The following is a 19,594-nucleotide window of genomic DNA, read 5'->3' as shown; positions in this document are numbered from 1 at the left end:
TGGCCCGGGGATCGAGGGGATCTACCATGCTTTACGTTCTCGCACTGTTGATCGGCGTCATTGCCGGCCTGCGCGCCATGACCGCGCCGGCCGCCGTCGCCTGGGGCGCGTGGCTCGGCTGGCTGCCGGTTGCCGGCACCTGGGCGAGCTTCATGAGCCACTGGGCCGCCGTCGGCATCTTCACCATCCTGGCCATCGTCGAGTTGGTCACCGACCAGCTGCCGTCGACGCCCAGCCGCAAGGTGCCGCAGCAGTTCGGCGCCCGCATCGTCATGGGCGCCTTCACTGGCGCGGTGATCGGCGCAACTGGCGGCGCCACCATCGGCGGCCTGATCGCCGGGGCCATCGGCGCGGTTATCGGCACGCTGGGCGGCGCCGAGGCGCGCGGCCGGCTCGCGGCGGCTTTCGGCAAGGATCCGCCCGCCGCCTTCATCGAGGACGCGGTGGCGATTATCGGCGGCCTGCTAATCGTGGCGGCGGTGGCATGACGGCCAAGACTTTCGACGCCATCATCATCGGCGCCGGCCAGGCGGGGCCGCCATTGGCGGGCCGGCTGNGGGCCGGCTGACGGATGCCGGCATGAGCGTGGCGCTGATCGAGCGCAAGCTGGTCGGCGGCACCTGCGTCAACACCGGCTGCATGCCGACCAAGACCATGGTCGCCAGCGCCTATGCCGCGCATCTCGCCAGGCGCGCCGCCGATTATGGGGTGACGCTCTCGGGACCCGTCGGGGTCGACTATGACAAGATCAAGGCGCGCAAGGACAAGGTCACGAACGACGCCCGCGGCAATTTGGAAACCTGGATTGCCGGCATGAAGGGCTGCACCCTCTATCGCGGCCACGCACGCTTCGAGACCGCCAACACAGTGCGCGTCGGCGACGAGCTGCTGACCGCCGAAAAGATCTTCCTCAACACCGGCGGCCGCGCTTCGGTGCCCGACCTGCCCGGCGTCCATGATATCGACTACCTGACCAATTCCACGATGATGTATCTCGACGTGCTGCCACGCCACCTGATCGTTGTCGGCGGCAGCTACATCTCGCTCGAATTCGCGCAGATGTTCCGCCGCTTCGGCTCGGAAGTCACCGTCATCGAAAAAAGCCCGCGCCTGACCGGCCGCGAGGACGAGGACGTCTCCGCAGCCATCCTGTCGATTCTCGAAAATGAAGACATCGCGGTTCATCTCGGCGCCGACGACATCGGCTTTGCCAGGCAGGGCGACGACATTGCCGTGACCTTCTCCGCCGGCAAACCACCGGCTGTCGGCTCCCACGTGCTGCTGGCGCTCGGCCGCAACCCCAATACCGATGACCTCGGTCTCGACAAGGCCGGCGTGGAAGTCGACAAACGCGGCTTCGTCGCCGTCGACGACCAGTTGCGCACCAGCGTGCCGGGCATCTGGGCGATGGGCGACTGCAACGGCAAGGGCGCCTTCACCCACACCTCCTACAACGATTATGAGATCGTCGCCGCCAACCTGCTCGACAACGATCCGCGCAAGGTCAGCGACCGCATCGAGGCCTACGCGCTCTACATCGACCCGCCGCTCGGCCGCTGCGGCATGACGGAGGCCGCGGTCAGGAAATCCGGGCGCCGGGCGCTGGTCGGCCAACGGCCGATGACGCGCGTCGGACGCGCCGTCGAAAAGGGCGAAACGCAAGGCTTCATGAAGATCCTTGTTGATGCCGACACCAGGGAAATCCTCGGCTGTTCGGTGCTCGGTCCTGGCGGCGACGAGGCGGTGCATTGCGTGCTCGACCTGATGTACGCCAAGGCGCCCGTCGACACGCTGGCGCGCGCCATGCACATCCATCCGACCGTCTCGGAACTGCTTCCCACCATCGCGCAGGAGCTGAAGCCGCTGGCCTGAAACCCTATGCGGCTTCCGGTCCGATGCCTCGGCAGCCCGTTGCGGATCTGCTCCATCCTTTCTGCATTGCTGCATTGCAGCGATGTATGTTGCGCCCGGCATGGATCCTCGCGCAGTCTAAAATTGAACCGATTCAGTCTGGACGCCCCATGCCTTTGCCGATCCTTGCGCTTGCCATTGCGTCCTTCTGCATCGGCACCACNAATTCGTCATCATGGGCCTGCTGCCGGAGGTCGCCGCCGACCTCGGCGTGACGATCCCCGCCGCCGGCCTGCTGGTCACCGGCTATGCTCTGGGCGTCGTTTTCGGCGCGCCGATCGTCGCCATGGCCACGGCGCATCTGCCACGCAAGCCGGTGCTGGTCGGGCTGGCCGCCCTGTTCGTCGTCGGCAATCTGTTCTGCGCCATCGCCCCCAATTACTGGCTGTTGATGGCCGCGCGCGTCTTCACCGCCTTCGGCCACGGCGCCTTCTTCGGGATCGGCTCGGTCGTCGCGGCGAGCCTGGTGCCACGCAACAAGCGCGCCAGCGCCATCGCGCTGATGTTCGCCGGCCTGACGCTGTCCAACATTCTGGGCGTTCCGGCCGGCACGGCGCTTGGCGAAGCTTTCGGCTGGCGCTCCACCTTCCTTGCCGTGGTCGGCATCGGCCTGATCTCGGTCGCCGCCATCGCCTGGCTGGTGCCGTCCGATGTCGCCGAGCCGAGCGGCGGCGGCCTGCGCGGCGAACTGCGCGTGCTTGGCAAGTTGCAGGTCTGGCTGGCTATGCTGATCGCCTCGCTGGCCTCGGCCAGCCTGTTCGCCGTCTTCACCTACATCAAACCCTATCTCACCGACGTGTCCGGCCTGTCGACCTCGGCGGTCACCTGGGTGCTCTTGCTGTTCGGCGCCGGCATGACCATCGGCAACGTCATCGGCGGCCGGCTGGCCGACTGGAAGCTGATGCCGACAGTCATCGGCACGCTGCTTTTGATGGCGGTCCTGTTCGTCGGCTTCATGCAGTTCGGCGCGATCCCGAGCGTCGCCATCGGTGTCGTCTTCCTGTGGGGCCTGCTGGTCTTCGTCGTCGTACCGCCGCTGCAGATCCGCGTCGTCGAGGCGGCTTCCGAGGGACCGAACCTCGCCGCCACGCTCAACCAGGGCGCCTTCAATGTCGGCAACGCCGGCGGCGCCTGGATCGGCGGCGTGGCCCTTTCGGCTGGCGTTTCCTATGCCCACCTGCCCCTGGTCGGCGCGGTGCTCGCTTTGCTTGCGGTCACCGTCGCGGTGCTGTCACAGGCCCTGGACCGGCGAATCCCCGTCGCACAACCCGCTGAGTAGCGCGACAAATTGGACCAATCGACAATGGCCTCGCAGAGGGGCATGTCTCTCCGCCTGCCGAAGGAGAGAGTCATGCAGAAATCGATCGAACGCATCGCCGGCGACAGCGATGGCGTTTCCTACGAATTCCCGGTGTTCCGCTTCACCGGCGCCGACAAGGCGGCGCCCTCGGCCTATTTGCAGGCGGCACTCCATGCCGGCGAGTTGCCGGGCGTCGTCGCCATCGATGCCTTGATGCCGATGCTCGCCAAGGCCGAAGCCGAAGGCCGCATCAAGGGCAACATCACAATCGTGCCGTGGGCCAACCCGATCGGCCGCGCCCAGTATCATTTCGGCGAGCATCAGGGCCGCTTCCATCTGGGCACCCGCACCAACTTCAACAGAGGCTTTCCGTTGCTTGCGGCACCCGATGCCAAGCTTTTGCCCGACACCACGTTCGGTGGCGCCGACCAACGGTTGAAGTCACGCCTGGTGCAGCTGTCGCTCGGCAACGACATCGTGCTCGACCTGCATTGCGACGACGAAGGCCTGGCCTATCTCTACATCCACACCAGCCTGTGGCCAGCCATGGCCGATTGCGCCGCCGCCATGGGCATCGACGCGGTGGTACTGTGGAGCGAGGACACCGACGGTACTTTCGAGGGCGCCTCGATCATGCCCTACCAGAACGCTCCCGCCGAGGTGGCGAAGCTCGACCGCCGCATTGCCACCACGGTCGAATATCGCGGCATCCTCGACGTCGATGGTGCGTTCGCCACCGCCGATGCCGAAGGCCTCTACCGGCTGCTGGTGGCACGCGGCGTGATCGCCGACGGCGCCCTGCCGGCGCCCGGTCCGTTCAAGGGTGTCGTCGCCCCGTTGGAGAACATCGACATGATGCCGGCGCCCCGGGCTGGCGCTGTCCTCTATGACGTGAAGCCCGGCGATCGCGTCGCGTGGGGCGCGCGGCTGGCCACCATCGTCCATGCGCCGGGCGAAGCCGATGGCCGCACGGAAGTGTTCGCGCCGCAGGACGGCCTCATCCTGACCCGCCGCTCGCGCCGCATCATCCGCGCCGGCGAGGATTTGCTGAAACTGGTCGGCGACAGGAAGAGCGCCGACGCAAGGTCAGGCACGCTGGAGGATTAGCCAGAAATGGCCTGCCGAGCCTTGGCCTCCAGCCACTCAGCCATCAGCCGGTAAGGCACGGGACCATGGCTGATGCGGGCGACGCCGAGTTCGGCCAGCCGCTGCCGTGGCGGCACATGCGCCAGCGCGATGATGTTGACCGGCAGCGTCGTGGCCTTGCACAGCGCCTCGATCAGCCCTTCGTCACCAAGGCCCGGCGCAAAGAAGCCGCTTGCCCCGGCTTGTTCATAGGCATGCGCGCGCTCGATCGCCTGGTCGAGCAGGGCCCTGTCATGCGCATCGGGCTTCGCCTTGAGGAAGACGTCGGTGCGGGCGTTGAGGAAGGCCGGGATGCCGGAGGCCTTGACGGCCGCTGCAGCCGCCTCGACCCGCTTCACCTGCACGTCAATGTCGTGCAGCCCGCTGCCGCCGACAATCTGGTCCTCGAAATTGAAGCCGATGGCGCCGGCCTGCAAGGCACGCGTCACCGTTTGGGCGACGACCTCCGGCTCGACGCCATAGCCGCCCTCGAGGTCCATGGTCACCGGCAGGTCGACCGCCGCCACGATGCGCTTGATGTTGTCGAGCGCCAGTTCCAGCGGAATCTTCTCACCATCGGCGTAGCCAAAGGCGGCAGCGACCGGCCAGCTTCCGGTGGCGATGGCCTTGGCGCCGGCTTTCTCGACGATCTTGGCCGACCCCGGATCCCAGGCATTGTAGAGAACGACCGGATTGCCTTTGACGTGAAGGGAATGGAACGTTCGCGCGCGCTCGATCTGCTGGGTCATTGATGTTTATCCCGTCTTCTCGATGTTGGACACGCAGTTTAAGCAGGGCTACCGGCTGTGGCGATGTGCCATGGGCCTGAGAAGCGGCGGCCACCGAACAGACTTTTCAAATCAGTTGCGTATCCGGTTTTTCGCCGCTATGGATTTCGCCATGAACATGCGTTCGACCAAGACCATTTGGTGGTGGGCCTGCTGACAGCGGCCTGTTCGAACGCGCGTGCGTGAAAGAGAGGGTGGCCGCAACGGAATGTCCGGGCGGCCATTTGTTTTTCCAAAGCCAGTCCCGGGTCCGTTGCCCCAACAAGCTGATGGAGACGGCAATGACGATGAAGGTTCTGGAAAACGGCGCTGAAAGCTTCGTGACCGCGGGTGGCATCACCATCACCCGCGAGCGTCACGACAGGCCCTATGCGGGAGCCATCGACAGCTATGTCGATGGCTTGAATTCGCGCCGGGGCGCGGTGTTCTCCTCGAATTACGAATATCCCGGCCGCTACACGCGCTGGGACACCGCCATCATCGATCCGCCGCTGGTGATCTCGGCGCGCGGCCGCGCCATGCGCATCGAGGCGCTGAACGGCCGCGGCGAGGCGCTGTTGCCGGTCATCGGCAAGACGCTCGGCGACCTTTCCGAGGTGACGATCGCCGAAACTTCGAAGAAACTCATCCGCCTCGACGTCGCCAAGCCCGGCCGGGTCTTCACCGAGGAAGAGCGCAGCCGCGTTCCCTCGGTGTTCACCGTGCTGCGCGCCATCACCGCTTTGTTCAAGACCGCCGAAGACGCCAATCTCGGCCTCTACGGCGCCTTCGGCTACGACCTCGCCTTCCAGTTCGATCCGGTCGACTATAAGCTCGAGCGCAAGCCCAGCCAGCGCGACCTCGTGCTGTTCCTGCCCGACGAAATCCTGGTCGTCGACCATTATTCGGCCAAGGCCTGGACCGATCGCTACGACTATTCGGGCGAGGGTTTTTCCACCGAGGGCCTGCCGCGCGACGAAATCGCCGAGCCGTTCAAGACCGCCGACCGGATCCCGCCGCGCGGCGACCACGAGCCCGGCGAATACGCCAATCTGGTGCGCCGCGCGATGGACTCGTTCAAGCGCGGCGATCTGTTCGAAGTCGTGCCCGGCCAGATGTTCTACGAGCGCTGCGAGACGCAGCCATCGGAGATTTCGCGCAAGCTGAAGTCGATCAACCCCTCGCCCTATTCCTTCTTCATCAATCTGGGCGAAGGCGAATACCTGATCGGCGCCTCGCCCGAAATGTTCGTGCGCGTCAACGGCCGCCGCGTCGAAACCTGCCCGATCTCCGGCACCATCAAGCGCGGTGACGACGCCATTTCAGACAGCGAGCAGATCCTGAAACTGCTCAACTCGAAGAAGGACGAATCCGAGCTCACAATGTGCTCGGACGTCGACCGCAACGACAAGTCGCGGGTCTGCGAGCCGGGCTCGGTGCGCGTCATCGGCCGCCGCCAGATCGAGATGTATTCGCGCCTGATCCACACTGTCGATCACATCGAGGGCCGCCTGCGCGAAGGCATGGATGCCTTCGACGCGTTTCTTTCGCACGCCTGGGCGGTCACCGTCACCGGCGCGCCGAAACTGTGGGCCATGCGCTTCATCGAGCAGTACGAGAAGAGCCCGCGCGCCTGGTATGGCGGTGCGATCGGCATGGTCAATTTCAACGGCGACATGAACACCGGCCTGACGCTGCGAACCATCCGCATCAAGGACGGTATCGCCGAGGTGCGCGCCGGCGCCACGCTGCTTTTCGATAGCATTCCCGAGGAAGAAGAAGCCGAAACCGAACTGAAGGCATCCGCCATGCTCTCCGCCATCCGCGACGCAAAGGCAGGCAACTCCGCCAGCACCGAGCGCACCACCGCGCGCGTCGGCGACGGCGTCAACATCCTGCTCGTCGACCACGAGGACTCCTTCGTCCATACGCTCGCCAACTATTTCCGGCAGACCGGCGCCAATGTCTCGACCGTGCGCACACCGGTGCCGGAGGAAGTCTTCGACCGGCTGAAGCCCGACCTTGTCGTGCTGTCGCCCGGCCCCGGCACGCCGAAGGATTTCGACTGCGCTGCCACCATCGCACGAGCTCGTGCCCGCGAGTTGCCGATCTTCGGCGTCTGCCTTGGCTTGCAGGCGCTGGCGGAGGCCTATGGCGGGGAACTCAGGCAGTTGCATATCCCCATGCACGGCAAGCCGTCGCGCATCCGCGTCTCCAAGCCGGGCATCATCTTTTCCGGCCTGCCCAAGGAAGTCACCGTCGGTCGCTACCACTCGATCTTCGCCGATCCGGTGCGGCTGCCCGATGACTTCATCGTCACGGCAGAGACCGAGGATGGCATCATCATGGCCTTCGAGCACCGCAAGGAGCCCATCGCCGCCGTCCAGTTCCACCCGGAATCGATCATGACGCTCGGCCACAATGCCGGCATGCGCATCATCGAGAACATTGTCGCCCATTTGCCGCGCAAGGCCAAGGAAAAGGCAGCCTGAACTCAATGGCCGAAGCCGAGAACACGGTGGCGATCGCGGCCAAGGCCGCGGCGAAGCGCAAGGTCGCCAACCTTGCCTTCTGGTCGATCATCATTGCCGCGATCGTGCTCGGCCTCAAAATCGCGGCCTGGTACGTTACCGGTTCGGTGGCGCTTTATTCGGATGCGCTGGAATCGATCGTCAACGTCATCGCCTCGGCCGCCGCCTTCTGGGCGATCCAGATCAGCTACAGGCCTGCCGACCAGGATCACCCGTTCGGCCATCATAAGGCGGAATACTTTTCCGCGGTGCTCGAAGGCGTGCTGATCGTGCTCGCCGCCCTTCTGATCTTGAACGAAGTCTGGCGCTCCTGGCAGGCGCCGGCGCCACTTGAGCAGCCCTGGAAAGGTCTTGCCGTCAACGGCGTCGCCACCGTCATCAACGCCTTCTGGGCCTGGACGCTGATCCGCGCCGGCCGGGCCGAGAAGTCGCCGGCGCTGGTCGCCGACGGCAACCACATCATGACCGACGTGGTCACCTCGGTTGGCGTCTTCGGCGGCCTGGTCGGGGCCATCCTGACCGGCTGGCAGATCCTCGATCCGGCTCTCGCCGTCCTCGTCGCGCTCAACATCCTGTGGCAGGGCTGGCACGTCATCGGCTCGTCGATGAACGGACTGATGGACCGCGCCGTCGACACGCAGGAAAACATGCGCATCCGCGACGTCATCTCGGCCAACTGCAAGGGCGCGCTGGAGGTGCATGATCTGAAGACCCGCATCGCCGGCCGCGCCACCTTCATCGAGTTCCACCTGGTCGTCGACGCCGACATGTCGGTCGGCGCCAGCCACGTCATCTGCGACCGCATCGAGGACGCGCTGAAGGCCGAAATCCCCTCGGTGCGCGTCACCATCCACGTCGAGCCCGACGACGAGGCCAAGCTGCCGAAAGGCACGACGGCTGTGCCGTTTGCATAGCCTGCAGTTTGCGAGGCCTGTCGAGATTCAGGTCAGGCCGAGCCGAGAATGGTGGCTTCCGAGAACCGGAGCGGAGCGTACTTAAGTACGTGAGCACCGGAAGCGCAGGAAGCTGCCGTTCGCAGGCCGGCATCACCCGAATATCGGCAGGCCTCACGGCGCGCAGGCTGATTGCGGCATTGGCTGCAGCCGGTAGACCTTGTCATCGGATTGCGTCTTGCCGTCGGCCGCCTTCGAGCAGAGATCGACGATCGCCAGGCTGCTGTTGGGATTGGCCAGCATCATCATGCCGTTGGTACCGCGCTTGAGGAAAATCTCCTTCTGCGCGATGTCGCAGGAGAAATCGCTCATTTTCGAGCTCGCGGCACAACGCCACTGGTCCGCCTCGCCCTGGCAGGAATAGGTCTGCGTGACCTTGCCCAACTTCTGCCGCGTCGTGACCGAGACGGCAATATCGGCGCCGTCGGGCCAATTGGCGACGTCACCGCCGGAAGCGTAGGAGGCCAGTTCCACCGGGCCGCGGAAAACCCGGATCGATTGCGTCAGCTGGCCGGGATGCGAGGCCAGATGCGACGCATCGTAGTCGCGGCCGTAGCAAAAGGCCTGGTCGGGCTTCAGCCGCTCGCGCAACGGCGCCCCGAGCGCCGGATCGATCGGATCGATGCGCGCGAACTCCGCCTTGCAGGTCGCGGCCGGCATTGGGTCGAGGCGGAAATTGTCGTCCTCCTTGCCGAGCGCCTGCCTGTCGTATTCGGCCGCGCCGAGTTCTTCTTCCGAATCCGCATCGAGATAGATATCGGACGACAGATCGGACAGGAGCAACCGGCCCTTGTCGTCGACCTTCAGCGACGCCAGCGTGCGGTCGCAATCCATGCCGCAACGGATCTGGCCCGATGCGTCGTCCTCGGACGCGTGATTGCACCAGCCGCCTGCCCATTGCGGCGACTTGGCGCCGCGCACGGTGGTGGTAAGGAACCCATTGTAGGACGTGTCCGAATTCGCCGACGGTTCCTCGTTCGGCCTGCTGACCGGATCATGGCCATAGTAGAAGAAGATCCGCGCCACCTTCTGCTTCGGATACGCCTTCATATGCGCCGCGTCATAGACCCGGCCGAAACAGGCGTCCGCCCCGTTCGGACTGAGTTCGGCGAGTTTGAGCGCATCGTCGGCAGCGGCCGTGCCTGCCAGCAAACCGAGCAGCGCGGCGCCAAATCCGGCGCCGGCGATTGTCTTCCATTGCCCTACCCTGGACGTCATGTGACCCCTCCTCGCATCGACAGGACGTTACGTCAATTTATGCTAGTATTGCGGCTGGAGCCACGCAAATCGCGGAGAAATCCGAGGAGGGATGCCATGCGCCGGCGCGACATGTTCCGCGCGGTTCTTGCCGGAACCGGAACGCTTCTTGGCCTGCGGGCTGTGCAGGTCGCGGCCACCGAGCCCGCCNAGCCCGCCAGGCTGAAGGTCGCCTATCACCTGAGCGATGTGGACAAGGTCAACTTCGTGCTCGGCAACATCAAGAATCACTATGAGGGCACTGGCGGCAATGTCGACATCGTGCTCGTCGTGCATGGCCCGGCCCTTGCCGGCTTCAAGTCGAAGGGCATATCGGCGGCGGTCTCCGGCCGCTTCGCCGGCCTGGTACAGCAGGGGCTGGAGCCGCATGCCTGCGCCAACACCATGCACGGCATGGACATTTCGCTGGCCGACCTGCTCGCCGGCTTCCATGCCGCCGACAAGGGTGGTGTCGTCAAGCTCGCCGAACTGCAAAGCCAGGGCTATGCCTATCTCAGGCCATAGTGCACAGTCTTGACTGGACGGTCGCGAACGGCTGGTCTCATGAAAATCTCCGGAGGAAACTGTAGTGCCAGGCACGACCGCGCTTACCATCCCCGATCTCGCCGGCAAGGCGGTGCTGGTCACCGGTGCCTCGACCGGCATCGGCGCCGCACTGGCGCTGGCCTATGCCGCGCAGAAGTCCAAGGTGGCACTGCACTACAATTCAAGCCGCGACGCCGCCGAGAAGCTCGGCGAGACCATTGCCGACAATGGCGGCGAGGTGTTCCTCGTCCAGGGTGACTTCTCCGTCGCCGCCGATGTCGTACGCGTCGTCGAGGACAGCGCGCAACATTTCGGCCGCCTCGACGGGCTGGTCAACAATGCCGGTGGCATGCTCGGCCGCGTGCCCTACGCCGAGCAGACCGAGGCCCATTACGACGCGGTGATGGACCTCAACGCCCGCTCGGTGCTGACCGCCTCGCGCAAGGCGATGCCGTGGCTGAAGAAGCAGGGTGGCTTCATCGTCAACACCTCGTCGATCGCCGCGCGCAACGGGGCGGGCGGCGGCGCCGGCCTCTACGGCTCCGCCAAGGCCTTCGTCTCCAACGTGACGCGCGGCATGGCCAAGGAACTGATCGGCTTCGGCATCCGCGTCAACGCGGTGGCGCCCGGCACCATTCTCACGCCGTTCCACGAGCGCTATTCGACCGACGAACAGCTGAAAGGCATGGTCGCCACCATTCCGCAAGGGCGCGCCGGCACCGCCGAAGACTGCGTCGGCGCCTATCTGTTCCTTTCATCGGACCTGTTGAGCGGTTACATCACCGGTCAGGTGATCGAGGTGAATGGCGGCCAGTTGATGCCGTGACCAGCTATCTGCATACTGGCGGCCCGCATACTCTTGTCGGAGACTTTGAAGGGGAGACAACGGAATGTACGGACTGATCGGCAAGATGCGGGCGGCGCGCGGCCAGCGCGATGCGGTCATGGATGTCCTGCGCGCCAGCACCGGCGCCCTGCCCGGCTGCCTGAGCTATATCATCGCCCGCGACCCCGCTGATGCCGACGCGATCTGGGTCACCGAAGTGTGGACCGACGCCGAAAGCCACAAGGCCTCGCTGCAGCTTCCCGAAGTCCAGGCGGCCATCGCCAAGGCCCGACCCTTCATCGCCGGCTTCGAGTTCCAGGTCGAGACCCATCCGGTTGGCGGCTTCGGGTTGCCTGACGGCAAGACTGACTGACTAGGACAGACAGTGCCATGCCAACGGGGGCAACCTACAATGCAGATCGTGAACATGCACAATGCAAAGGCCAATCTTTCACGTCTCGTTGACCAGGCCGCCAAAGGTGAGCCATTCATCATAGCCAAGGCGGGCAAACCATTGGTCAAGGTCGTGTCGATCAACCAGCCGGCGTCGGCTCAGGCGCGACGGATCGGTTTTATGGCTGGCCAGTTTTCCGTCCCCGACGACTTCGATCGCATAGGCGACGGAGAGATCGAGCAACAGTTCGGCACCCACGCGTAAGCTCCTTTTTCGGCGCAACGGCTTCGCATCGCCCGGCTTCACGTCTAAGACCGAAAAATGGATTCCTCGACCGAGCCACCTCTGGATCATCCTGCCATCGAGCGCATGGCGCGGATAAGCAGGCCTTGGCAATGGCTGGTCCTGCTCACCATTTCGGCCCTGTTTGCCGGCACGCTCGAACTCGCCGCTTTGCCGGCGGCGCTGCTGATCGGGCCGATGCTGGCGGCCATCGCCGCCGGCACCAATGGCGCCACGGTGCGCGTACCGCGCCTTCTGTTCGGCTCTGCCCAGGCGATCGTCGGCTGCCTCGTCGCCGCTTCGATCTCGGCCGACATCTTTCCCGTCTTCTACCGAGAATGGCCCCTGTTCTTGGGTGTCGTGGTGGCGACCGTCGCGGCCTCCAGCCTGCTCGGCTGGCTGATCAGCCGCTGGCGTATCCTGCCCGGCACCACCGCCGTCTGGGGCTCCTCGCCGGGCGCCGCCACCGCCATGGTGCTGATGGCTGGCGCCTTCGGCGCCGACCAGCGCCTCGTCGCCTTCATGCAGTATCTGCGAGTCATCTTCGTTTCGGTGACGGCGGCTCTGGTCGCCAAGATGTGGGTAGACACATCGGGCATCGAGATCCCGCCCATCGTCTGGTTTCCGCCGATCGATGCCCAAGCCTTCGCCGCCACCATCGGCATCGCGATCGTCGGCGGGCTGGCGGGCAAATTGTGCCGGCTGCCCTCGCCCTTCTTCCTCGGTACCTTCATCTTCGGCACCGTCATCCATCTCGGCCTTGGCGTGGAGATGCAATTGCCGCCCTGGCTGCTGGCCGTCAGCTACGCCATGGTCGGCTGGTCGATCGGATTGAACTTCACCCGGCCGATCCTGCGCCATGCAACGCGCGCCCTGCCGCAGATCATCGCCTCGATCGTGGCGCTGATCGCCTTTTGCGGCGGGCTCGCCTTCCTGATCAGCCATCTCCTTGGCATCGATCCGCTGACCGCCTATCTGGCGACCAGCCCCGGCGGCATGGACAGCGTCGCCATCATCGCCGCCGCCGCGCGGAACGTCGACATCTCCTTCGTCATGGCGCTGCAATCGGCACGGTTCCTCGTCGTGCTTCTGGTCGGCCCAAGCGTCGCGCGGCTGGTGGCCCGGTCGATCAGAGATTAGGCGGGACCACTCCCCAGACCTCATAATTTGGCTGGCCGGATCCAAGCCGGCGTTGCCGCTGTGCGATAGGTCAACGCCAAGAACCTGTTCGACACTCGTAAGACCATCTGCTCGGCCGGCTATTGCTACCGCGACGAAGGCCGCTCGCTGTTCGCCAGCCTGCGCTACCGTTTCTGGGATCAGCGCCCGGCGCGAGGAGCAGCCGCTACTCCTCGCCGCCCCCATTTTCGCCCGGCGCGCCGCGGCGCCAATAGGCGGTGACTAGGTGTCTGTCACGCGACAGGCCCCACTCCTTGCGCACGATCTTGCGGATTTCGCGGAAGTCGGCGAATTCGCATCCGGCCCAGACATGGAGCCCGTCGGCAAGCGCGGAATGGCTGCGTTCCCGCAAAGCGGCTGGCAACAGGCCGGCGGTGCCGGCCTCGCGGCCGTGCCGGTAGAGCCAAGTGATGTCGATGTTCTCGCCCTGCGGCAACGCGATCCGGTCATCCGGACCGTCGACCTCGATGAGCGCCTCGGCGCGGGTCGACGGTGGCAGATGCTCCAGGATCCTGCCAATGGCAGGCAGCGCCGTGTCGTCGCCGGCCAGAAGCAGGATCTGCGCCTCCGGCGCCTCGCCGCCGCCGGGCCCGATCATGCCGATCACGTCTCCAGCCCGTGCATTCTGCGCGAAGGCGGCGGCGGGCGTATCCTGGCCGGGATGCAGCACAAAGTCGACATCGAGCCAGCCGCTTGCGGCGTCTATCGCCCGGATCGTGTAGACCCGCACGGTCAGCGCGTCCTCCCCGGAGGGCCAGACAAGCAGGCCGTCAGCGCCAAGGGTGGGCCAGACCGGCCGCCGGCCACGCGGCGGCAAGAGCAGCCGCATGTGCAGACCGCCATGGGTAAAACGGCCGAGATCCTTGCTGGCGAAACGCAGGCGCTTCATGTGCGGCGAAATCCGCGTCGACGACATCACGGTGATCTCGCGGAAGAAGACCGGCGTGCCGGCATCGCTGCCATCGCCTTCCCAACACAATCCGCTGGTGATGCCGAGATGCTGGGAAACATGGCCGGCGACCGTCATCTTCATGTAGGAGAGGCAGGTCTCGTCCATAGCCGCGACGCGGACCAGCATTGCGTTGCCGTCGAGCGTGGCACTCAACGACCCGTAATAGAGGCGAAGTTCCCATCGATCGGCGGCACCGGTCTCGATCTCGAATTCGCCGTGCTCGGTGCGAAGACGCTCGATCGCCGACCTCATCGCCTCATCGCTGATCCGGGTCTGCGCACTCAACTGGTCCATCGTTCAAGTCCTTCGATAGCGGTTCAAACGAAGCCGCAGAAAGATCTTGGCCTCGTCGCTATCGCCGGGCATGCCACAGCGTCGCCGTCGTTTCCATAAGAAACTTGACTTAAATAATCATATTTATGGATGAGCCGTCGGAGATTTGATTTATGCCGGCCGGCCTATCGCGGTGCTGCAAGGCGTTCGGGAAGGAAATCGACGAAAACGCGCACCTTCGGCGACAAATGGCGATTGGAGGGCCACAGCATCCGGAACTGGCCACGGCCGTCGACATGATCGTCCAGAACGACGTGCAGCTTGTCCTCGCGCAACGCCTCGCGGACCAGGAAATCGGGCATGCAGGCGATACCCAGGCCGGTGAGCGTGGCGCCTTTCAAGGCTTCCATATTGTTGCAGGTCAGCATCGAGCGGATCTGCGGTTGGGCGCTTCCGGTAATGAACGGCCAGTCCAGCAGCCTGCCGCTGTTGAGGAAGCGGAAGTTTATGCCGAAATGCCTGGTGAGATCCGCCGGCTCACTCGGAGTGCCATGGCGGTCGAGGTAGGAGGGCGCCGCGCACAAGAGCATACGAAACGGCGCAACGGGTCTCGACACCAACCGTGAATCGGGCAGCTCGCCACTTCTGATCGCAACATCGATGCCCTCCTCGATGACGTCGACGACGCGATCGTTGAAATCGATATCGAGCTCGATCTCGGGATAGCGGGCCATGAACTCCGACAGCACCGGCAGCAGCAGATGGTAGGTGACGATCGGGGTCGAGACACGCAGCCGCCCGCGTGGCGTCTCGCGTGTCCGCGACAGCATCGCCTCGGCATCGTCGATGTCGTCCAGGATGCGCCGCACCCGTTCGTCGAACAGCCTGCCCTCCTCTGTCAGGCCGACACGTCGCGTGCTGCGCTGCAGGAGGCGCACGCCGAGCTCCTGTTCGAGCCGCGCGACGCTCTTGCCGACGGCGGAAGCCGAGATGCCGAGCGCGCGGCCGGCGGCGATGAAACTACCGAGTTCGGCGGTGCGGGNCTTGCCGACGGCGGAAGCCGAGATGCCGAGCGCGCGGCCGGCGGCGATGAAACTACCGAGTTCGGCGGTGCGGGCGAAGGCCAAGAGGCCATTGAGGCGATCCATTGCATTTTCCATTCGAGCGTTTCAGTCCGGTATGTCAGGAAATACAATACCATTTTTCTGGAAAGACGGCGGGCCTATCTTGTCGTTGCGACCGGCGCGCGACCCACGCGGCAAGCTGGCGGATGCTTTTTCGGATAGGAAAATCCATGATCCTGAAGACCACAACCGGCTCGGCCGAGAGATGGCTGGTGCTCTTGTCGGTATGCCTTGCCGCGATGACGATGCCCTTGACCTTCACCGGCCCGGCGGTCGCGCTCTCGCGTATAGCGGCCGATCTCGGCGGCAGCCCGATCGCGCTCAACTGGGTGACGAACGCCTTCATGCTGACTTTCGGCGCCAGCCTGATGGCGGCCGGAGCGCTGGCCGACAATCACGGCCGCAAGCGGATTTTCCTCGCTGGCCTCTGCCTCTATGTCGTGGCGTCACTTGGCGCGATGCTGGCGCCCGACATCATCTGGTTCGACATGTTCAGGGCCGCGCAAGGGATCGGCAGTTCCCTGGCCTTCGCCGGCGGGGCCTCGGCACTTGCCCAGGAATTCGAGGGACCGCTGCGGCTGCGCGCCTTCTCCTTCCTCGGCACCAGCTTCGGCATCGGTCTCGCCTTTGGTCCAATCGCCTCCGGCCTGCTCATCTCCGCATTCGGTTGGCGATCGATCTTTGTTCTGGTCGCGGCACTCGCGATCGCCTCGGCGGTCCTCGGCCTGCGCACCATCAGGGACTCGCGCGATCCGGATGCGACCGGGCTCGACTGGGCGGGAGCCGGCACCTTCACCATCGCGCTGGCCTCGCTGACCTATGGCGTGTTGCAGGCGCCGCAAAGCGGCTGGGCCAATCCCCTCGTCATCGCACTGCTTACAGTGGCGCTTGTCTTCTTTGCCGTCTTCGTCATGGTTGAGCAGCGCGTGCGGCGACCGATGCTCGATCTTACCCTGTTTCGCTTTCCTCGCTTCGTCGGCGTCCAGTTCCTGGCGGCGGCACCTGCCTATGGCTTTGTCGTTCTGCTCGTGCTTCTGCCGATCCGCTTCATCGGCATCGAAGGGATGGGCGAGATCAAGGCCGGGCAATTGATGATCTGCCTCTCGGGACCGTTGCTGATCCTGCCTTTGCTTGCCGGCCAGCTGGCGCGCTGGATCGCGCCGGCCACGATCTGCGGCGTCGGCCTGCTCGTCACCGCCGCCGGCCTCGTCTGGCTGAGCCTGACACCACCGGTCGACATCGCGCTGGTGGCGCCGCTTGTGCTGATCGGCGTCGGAATTGCCTTGCCGTGGGGACTGATGGACGGGCTTGCCGTCAGCGTCGTGCCGAGGGAGCGCGCCGGCATGGCGGTCGGCATCTTCAACACCACCCGCGTCGCCTGCGAGGGCGTGGCGGTGGCAATCGTCATGGCGACACTGTCCGGCTTCACCGCGGCACAGCTGGCCGCTCAGGGAGCGTCCACGGATACGGCCGCCGCGGCGCAGCTGCTGGTGACCGGCAATGTCGGTGCAAGTGCGCAACATCTGCCGACGGACAGCGCCGCCATCCTGGTCGGGGCTTACGAAGCGGCGTTCGACAGGCTGCTGATCGTGCTGGCGGCAATCACCATCGTCACCGCCCTTGTCGTGTTCCTCGGCGTGCGTCGCGGATCGACGGTGGAACATGAGGCCGTGCCTGTCCCGGCATGCCAGGAAGGATAGGCTGCGGATATCAGGCGATGACCAGGCTTGCGATGTGATCGCCGTCCAGCGTGAAGGTCATGTCACCCTCGCCGTTGAAGCCGTCGCCCGTGACGGCGGTGCGGACGCGATAAGTGCCTTGCGCCGCTGCGATGCGGACAATCCGGAGATTGGACTTCACGCCGATATTGTCCGACTGTTCCAGCGCACGATCTGTTCGCGTCCGTGAAAGTCCCGCCCCCAGTCGCTCAGGAACGCATCGTCGGCAAAGGTGTCGAGAAAGGCTTCCGTATCACCTGCATTGGTGGCCTCGACGAAGCGGCGGATGGGTTCGGGTATCGTCATCATCTCTGCCCAAGGTGCGTCAATGTAGCTTAGTCGAGCCTGTGCATCAGATCCTCATCCAGCCAGCGGCCGAAGAAATAGACCAGCTGCTTGTGCCACCATGGCCAGTCATGGCTGACATCGCCGCCCCAATAATCGACCCATGCGGGAATCGATTTGTCGCGCAGGATCTGTTCCAGCTGGCGCGTCTCGACCAGCATGCGCTCTTCCCAGGCGCCCTGCCCGCAGCAGAAGATCAGCCTGAGCGACTTCAGCCGCGCCAGCAGTTTCGGATCGACGATGCCGGGCAGATAGTCGAGCGGCGAGTTGTAGAAGATATCGCCTTCCAGCGTCTTGCCGAAGAAGTCGCGGGCCGAATAAACGCCCGACAGGGCGATGACGCCGCTCGCCAGTTCCGGAAAGCGGAAGACGAAATTGGACGAGTGGTAGCCGCCCATCGAACAACCCGAAAACAGCGGCTTCAGCTTGCGCCCGCCATTGGCTGCCGAGGCGGTCTCCAGGAATTCCGGCAGCGCCTCCTCGCGCACATAGCGGAAATAGGCCTCGTGCCGGGCGATGCGGTGCGCGGCGTCGACATGCTTGGCGAAGAAGGATTCCGAATCGATACCGTCGACCGCGAACAACTGAATGCGGCCGGTGTCGATGAACTCGGCCAGCGCGCCCACCCCGCCCGAATCCTCGAACTGGTAGAACCGCCCCTGCGAGGTCGGGAACACCACGACCGGCCGGCCCGCATGGCCGTAGCGCTTGTACTCCATGTCGCGGCCGAGATTGCGGGCGAAGGCCTTGTGATAGGTGATGTCCATCCCTCACGCCTTTTCCGCGTGGATATAGGCGACCGCTTCGCGCAGCGCCGCCTGATCCTTCGACCGCATCTGATAGGCGTAATTTCCCATGGCGCGGCTGAAAACCTCTTCGATGGCCTGATGGTGGACGATCTTGTCGCCATGCGCGGCTAGCACGTCCTCATGGCTGTGCAAATAGCGGAGGCGGCGCTTGCGGCTGGCATAGGCAGTGAAATACTTGCCCTCATAAGGGCCGCCGGCGGCGTCCTTGACCACCATGTCGGCCCATGCCGCATAGACGTCGATATCGAACGTATAGTTGATCGCGTCGGTCATCCAGGCGCCGGGCGGCCGCATGTTGACCTCCAGCGCGATGATCCGGTCGTCCCTGGTCTCGAACAGCTCGATGTGAAAGAAGCGCTCGCGCACGTCGAACGCCTTCAGGATCTTGCGGCCCGCCTCCTCGACAACGGGCCGGATCCGGGGGAAACAGATGTAGCTCATGTGGCGGTCCTTGTTGACCACCTCCATGACGCTCTGGTCGTAGCGGTGACTGGCGGCCAGCACCACCTCGCCGTCGCGGTTGACCAGCCCGTCATAGGTCACCACCAGCCCCTCGATGAACTGCTCCATGACGAAGGTCACGCCCTCGGGCTTGTCCCTGAAGAATTGGTCGAGCTCTCCCGTGTTGGAGATCTTGAAGGTGTTCGAGGCGCCGGATCCCGAATCCGGCTTCACCACCACGGGATAGCCGACCCGGCGGATGAAGGTCATGGCGCCGGCGCGGTCGGAGCATTTGCGCTGCGCGATCGTCTCGACGCCGCTCTTGCGGAAGAAGGCGCGCATGCGGCTCTTGCGTTTCAGGTTCTTCACGAAATCGAGCTTGGTGCCGTAGATGTTGAAGTCGGTGCGGATGTTGGCTTCGAGTTCCAGCCAATGCTCGTTGAGCGACTCGAAACGGTCGATGCGGCCCCATTTGTGGATGAAATGCCCCATCGCCCGGAACACCGGATCATAGTCCTCCATGTCGGCGACCCGGTAATATTCAGAGAGCGACGCCTTCAGCTTGCCGTCCAACTCTTCATAGGGTGCGTCGCCGATGCCGAGCACCGTGGCGCCGGCCTTTTTCAGCCGATCGCAGAAATCGGCGCCGTTGGCTGGAAAATGCGGCGAGAAGAACACGAAATTCATGGCCAGTCCCCTCCCGGCGAAAGGGGCACCGCAGCCCCGCCAGCGCTCAAGTCTGGCGTATTTGCAGCGCGCGGGGAAGAGCATCCGCATTAGTATGGCATTCAACCGGGTCCCACCCCGCTGTCGGTAGCTAATCAAGATGTCCGGTTTTGGTAGCACATTACTTGTCCGCTTCAGTTTTGCGTCGAAGCGGTT

At 64.6% G+C, this 19,594-nt stretch carries 18 protein-coding genes and 2 pseudogenes; 12 read left to right on the top strand and 8 right to left on the bottom strand.

Going from position 1 to position 19,594, the window contains the following annotated elements; translation table 11 throughout:
- The first annotated feature begins 26 nt into the window (after positions 1-26).
- The 4 genes and pseudogenes from X743_RS144825 (at position 27) to X743_RS144830 (ending at position 4,318) form a co-directional block, all read left to right on the top strand.
- Positions 27-488 (top strand): membrane protein, encoded by a 462-nt coding sequence (locus tag X743_RS144825; protein WP_023767988.1) that lies wholly within the window; start codon positions 27-29, stop codon positions 486-488.
- A pseudogene (locus X743_RS07200) lies at positions 485-1,872 on the top strand (FAD-containing oxidoreductase). Before X743_RS144825 ends, X743_RS07200 begins: the two are co-directional and overlap by 4 nt.
- 149 nt (positions 1,873-2,021) lie before the next feature.
- Positions 2,022-3,190: pseudogene (locus tag X743_RS07205) on the top strand (MFS transporter).
- A gap of 72 nt (positions 3,191-3,262) precedes the next feature.
- Positions 3,263-4,318, top strand: a complete 1,056-nt coding sequence (locus X743_RS144830) for a succinylglutamate desuccinylase/aspartoacylase family protein (protein WP_031258313.1) — start codon at positions 3,263-3,265, stop codon at positions 4,316-4,318.
- On the opposite strand, the gene X743_RS144835 is transcribed toward X743_RS144830, so the two are convergent.
- Positions 4,315-5,085, bottom strand: a complete 771-nt coding sequence (locus X743_RS144835) for an isocitrate lyase/phosphoenolpyruvate mutase family protein (RefSeq protein WP_023767984.1) — start codon at positions 5,083-5,085, stop codon at positions 4,315-4,317. The two genes, X743_RS144830 and X743_RS144835, sit on opposite strands and share 4 nt — an antisense overlap.
- A gap of 320 nt (positions 5,086-5,405) precedes the next feature.
- Between X743_RS144835 and X743_RS144840 the strand changes: the two genes are divergently transcribed.
- Together X743_RS144840 and X743_RS144845 are read left to right on the top strand one after the other, a co-directional pair.
- Positions 5,406-7,595, top strand: a complete 2,190-nt coding sequence (locus X743_RS144840; protein WP_031258312.1) for an anthranilate synthase — start codon at positions 5,406-5,408, stop codon at positions 7,593-7,595.
- 5 nt (positions 7,596-7,600) lie between these two features.
- Entirely contained in the window at positions 7,601-8,548 is a 948-nt protein-coding gene (locus X743_RS144845; RefSeq protein WP_023767981.1) for a cation diffusion facilitator family transporter, read from the top strand.
- A gap of 153 nt (positions 8,549-8,701) precedes the next feature.
- On the opposite strand, the gene X743_RS144850 is transcribed toward X743_RS144845, so the two are convergent.
- On the bottom strand, positions 8,702-9,805 hold the full coding sequence (locus X743_RS144850; RefSeq protein ID WP_023767980.1) for a hypothetical protein: 1,104 nt from the start codon (positions 9,803-9,805) through the stop codon (positions 8,702-8,704).
- Positions 9,806-9,901: 96 nt separating this feature from the next.
- Here X743_RS144850 and X743_RS144855 point away from each other — a divergent pair, with 96 nt between their 5' ends.
- From X743_RS144855 to X743_RS144875, 5 genes are all read left to right on the top strand, one after another.
- Positions 9,902-10,348 carry a DsrE family protein gene (locus X743_RS144855; protein WP_023767979.1) on the top strand — a complete coding sequence of 149 codons (447 nt, stop codon included), beginning with the start codon at positions 9,902-9,904 and terminating at the stop codon, positions 10,346-10,348.
- Between the two features lie 64 nt (positions 10,349-10,412).
- Positions 10,413-11,195: an SDR family oxidoreductase gene (locus X743_RS144860; protein WP_023767978.1), complete on the top strand. Its 783-nt coding sequence runs from the start codon at positions 10,413-10,415 to the stop codon at positions 11,193-11,195.
- A 64-nt stretch (positions 11,196-11,259) separates the two neighbouring features.
- The gene (locus tag X743_RS144865) at positions 11,260-11,568 is read left to right on the top strand and encodes a putative quinol monooxygenase (RefSeq protein WP_023767977.1); all 309 of its coding nucleotides are present in this window, start codon (positions 11,260-11,262) and stop codon (positions 11,566-11,568) included.
- A gap of 39 nt (positions 11,569-11,607) precedes the next feature.
- On the top strand, positions 11,608-11,853 hold the full coding sequence (locus tag X743_RS144870; protein WP_023767976.1) for a type II toxin-antitoxin system prevent-host-death family antitoxin: 246 nt from the start codon (positions 11,608-11,610) through the stop codon (positions 11,851-11,853).
- Positions 11,854-11,910: 57 nt separating this feature from the next.
- Positions 11,911-13,011: an AbrB family transcriptional regulator gene (locus X743_RS144875; RefSeq protein WP_023767975.1), complete on the top strand. Its 1,101-nt coding sequence runs from the start codon at positions 11,911-11,913 to the stop codon at positions 13,009-13,011.
- A gap of 205 nt (positions 13,012-13,216) precedes the next feature.
- Here the strand turns inward: X743_RS144875 and X743_RS144880 are convergent, their stop codons facing one another.
- Positions 13,217-14,296, bottom strand: coding sequence for a siderophore-interacting protein (locus X743_RS144880; protein WP_023767974.1), 1,080 nt, complete (start codon positions 14,294-14,296; stop codon positions 13,217-13,219).
- 164 nt (positions 14,297-14,460) lie between these two features.
- Positions 14,461-15,423, bottom strand: a complete 963-nt coding sequence (locus tag X743_RS144885; RefSeq protein WP_245264303.1) for a LysR family transcriptional regulator — start codon at positions 15,421-15,423, stop codon at positions 14,461-14,463.
- 146 nt (positions 15,424-15,569) lie between these two features.
- Here X743_RS144885 and X743_RS144890 point away from each other — a divergent pair, with 146 nt between their 5' ends.
- On the top strand, positions 15,570-17,099 hold the full coding sequence (locus X743_RS144890; protein WP_023767972.1) for an MFS transporter: 1,530 nt from the start codon (positions 15,570-15,572) through the stop codon (positions 17,097-17,099).
- A gap of 10 nt (positions 17,100-17,109) precedes the next feature.
- On the opposite strand, the gene X743_RS1000000173625 is transcribed toward X743_RS144890, so the two are convergent.
- Genes X743_RS1000000173625 through X743_RS144900 form a run of 4 tightly spaced genes read right to left on the bottom strand, consistent with a single transcriptional unit; the run spans position 17,110 to position 19,399 of the window.
- Positions 17,110-17,259: a hypothetical protein gene (locus X743_RS1000000173625; protein ID WP_023767971.1), complete on the bottom strand. Its 150-nt coding sequence runs from the start codon at positions 17,257-17,259 to the stop codon at positions 17,110-17,112.
- The gene (locus tag X743_RS1000000173620) at positions 17,256-17,423 is read right to left on the bottom strand and encodes a nuclear transport factor 2 family protein (protein ID WP_245264302.1); all 168 of its coding nucleotides are present in this window, start codon (positions 17,421-17,423) and stop codon (positions 17,256-17,258) included. Before X743_RS1000000173620 ends, X743_RS1000000173625 begins: the two co-directional genes overlap by 4 nt.
- 29 nt (positions 17,424-17,452) lie before the next feature.
- Positions 17,453-18,229, bottom strand: coding sequence for an esterase family protein (locus X743_RS144895; RefSeq protein WP_023767969.1), 777 nt, complete (start codon positions 18,227-18,229; stop codon positions 17,453-17,455).
- 3 nt (positions 18,230-18,232) lie between these two features.
- Positions 18,233-19,399, bottom strand: a complete 1,167-nt coding sequence (locus tag X743_RS144900) for an ATP-grasp domain-containing protein (protein ID WP_023767968.1) — start codon at positions 19,397-19,399, stop codon at positions 18,233-18,235.
- Between the last annotated feature and the right edge of the window lie 195 nt (positions 19,400-19,594).

It is taken from the genome of Mesorhizobium sp. LNHC232B00, from assembly GCF_000502435.1.
Classification (GTDB): Bacteria; Pseudomonadota; Alphaproteobacteria; order Rhizobiales; family Rhizobiaceae; genus Mesorhizobium; species Mesorhizobium opportunistum.
Note: the sequence above shows the minus strand (reverse complement) of the source record. Positions and strands in the feature narration are given on the sequence as shown.

Bases quoted from the DNA above. Each gene is read 5' to 3' on its own strand.
- X743_RS144825 (WP_023767988.1), top strand. From the start codon at position 27: ATGCTTTACGTTCTCGCACTGTTGATCGGCGTCATTGCCGGCCTGCGC.
- X743_RS144830 (WP_031258313.1), top strand. From the start codon at position 3,263: ATGCAGAAATCGATCGAACGCATCGCCGGCGACAGCGATGGCGTTTCC.
- X743_RS144835 (WP_023767984.1), bottom strand. From the start codon at position 5,085: ATGACCCAGCAGATCGAGCGCGCGCGAACGTTCCATTCCCTTCACGTC.
- X743_RS144840 (WP_031258312.1), top strand. From the start codon at position 5,406: ATGACGATGAAGGTTCTGGAAAACGGCGCTGAAAGCTTCGTGACCGCG.
- X743_RS144845 (WP_023767981.1), top strand. From the start codon at position 7,601: ATGGCCGAAGCCGAGAACACGGTGGCGATCGCGGCCAAGGCCGCGGCG.
- X743_RS144850 (WP_023767980.1), bottom strand. From the start codon at position 9,805: ATGACGTCCAGGGTAGGGCAATGGAAGACAATCGCCGGCGCCGGATTT.
- X743_RS144865 (WP_023767977.1), top strand. From the start codon at position 11,260: ATGTACGGACTGATCGGCAAGATGCGGGCGGCGCGCGGCCAGCGCGAT.
- X743_RS144870 (WP_023767976.1), top strand. From the start codon at position 11,608: ATGCAGATCGTGAACATGCACAATGCAAAGGCCAATCTTTCACGTCTC.
- X743_RS144875 (WP_023767975.1), top strand. From the start codon at position 11,911: ATGGATTCCTCGACCGAGCCACCTCTGGATCATCCTGCCATCGAGCGC.
- X743_RS144880 (WP_023767974.1), bottom strand. From the start codon at position 14,296: ATGGACCAGTTGAGTGCGCAGACCCGGATCAGCGATGAGGCGATGAGG.
- X743_RS144890 (WP_023767972.1), top strand. From the start codon at position 15,570: ATGATCCTGAAGACCACAACCGGCTCGGCCGAGAGATGGCTGGTGCTC.
- X743_RS1000000173620 (WP_245264302.1), bottom strand. From the start codon at position 17,423: ATGACGATACCCGAACCCATCCGCCGCTTCGTCGAGGCCACCAATGCA.
- X743_RS144895 (WP_023767969.1), bottom strand. From the start codon at position 18,229: ATGGACATCACCTATCACAAGGCCTTCGCCCGCAATCTCGGCCGCGAC.
- X743_RS144900 (WP_023767968.1), bottom strand. From the start codon at position 19,399: ATGAATTTCGTGTTCTTCTCGCCGCATTTTCCAGCCAACGGCGCCGAT.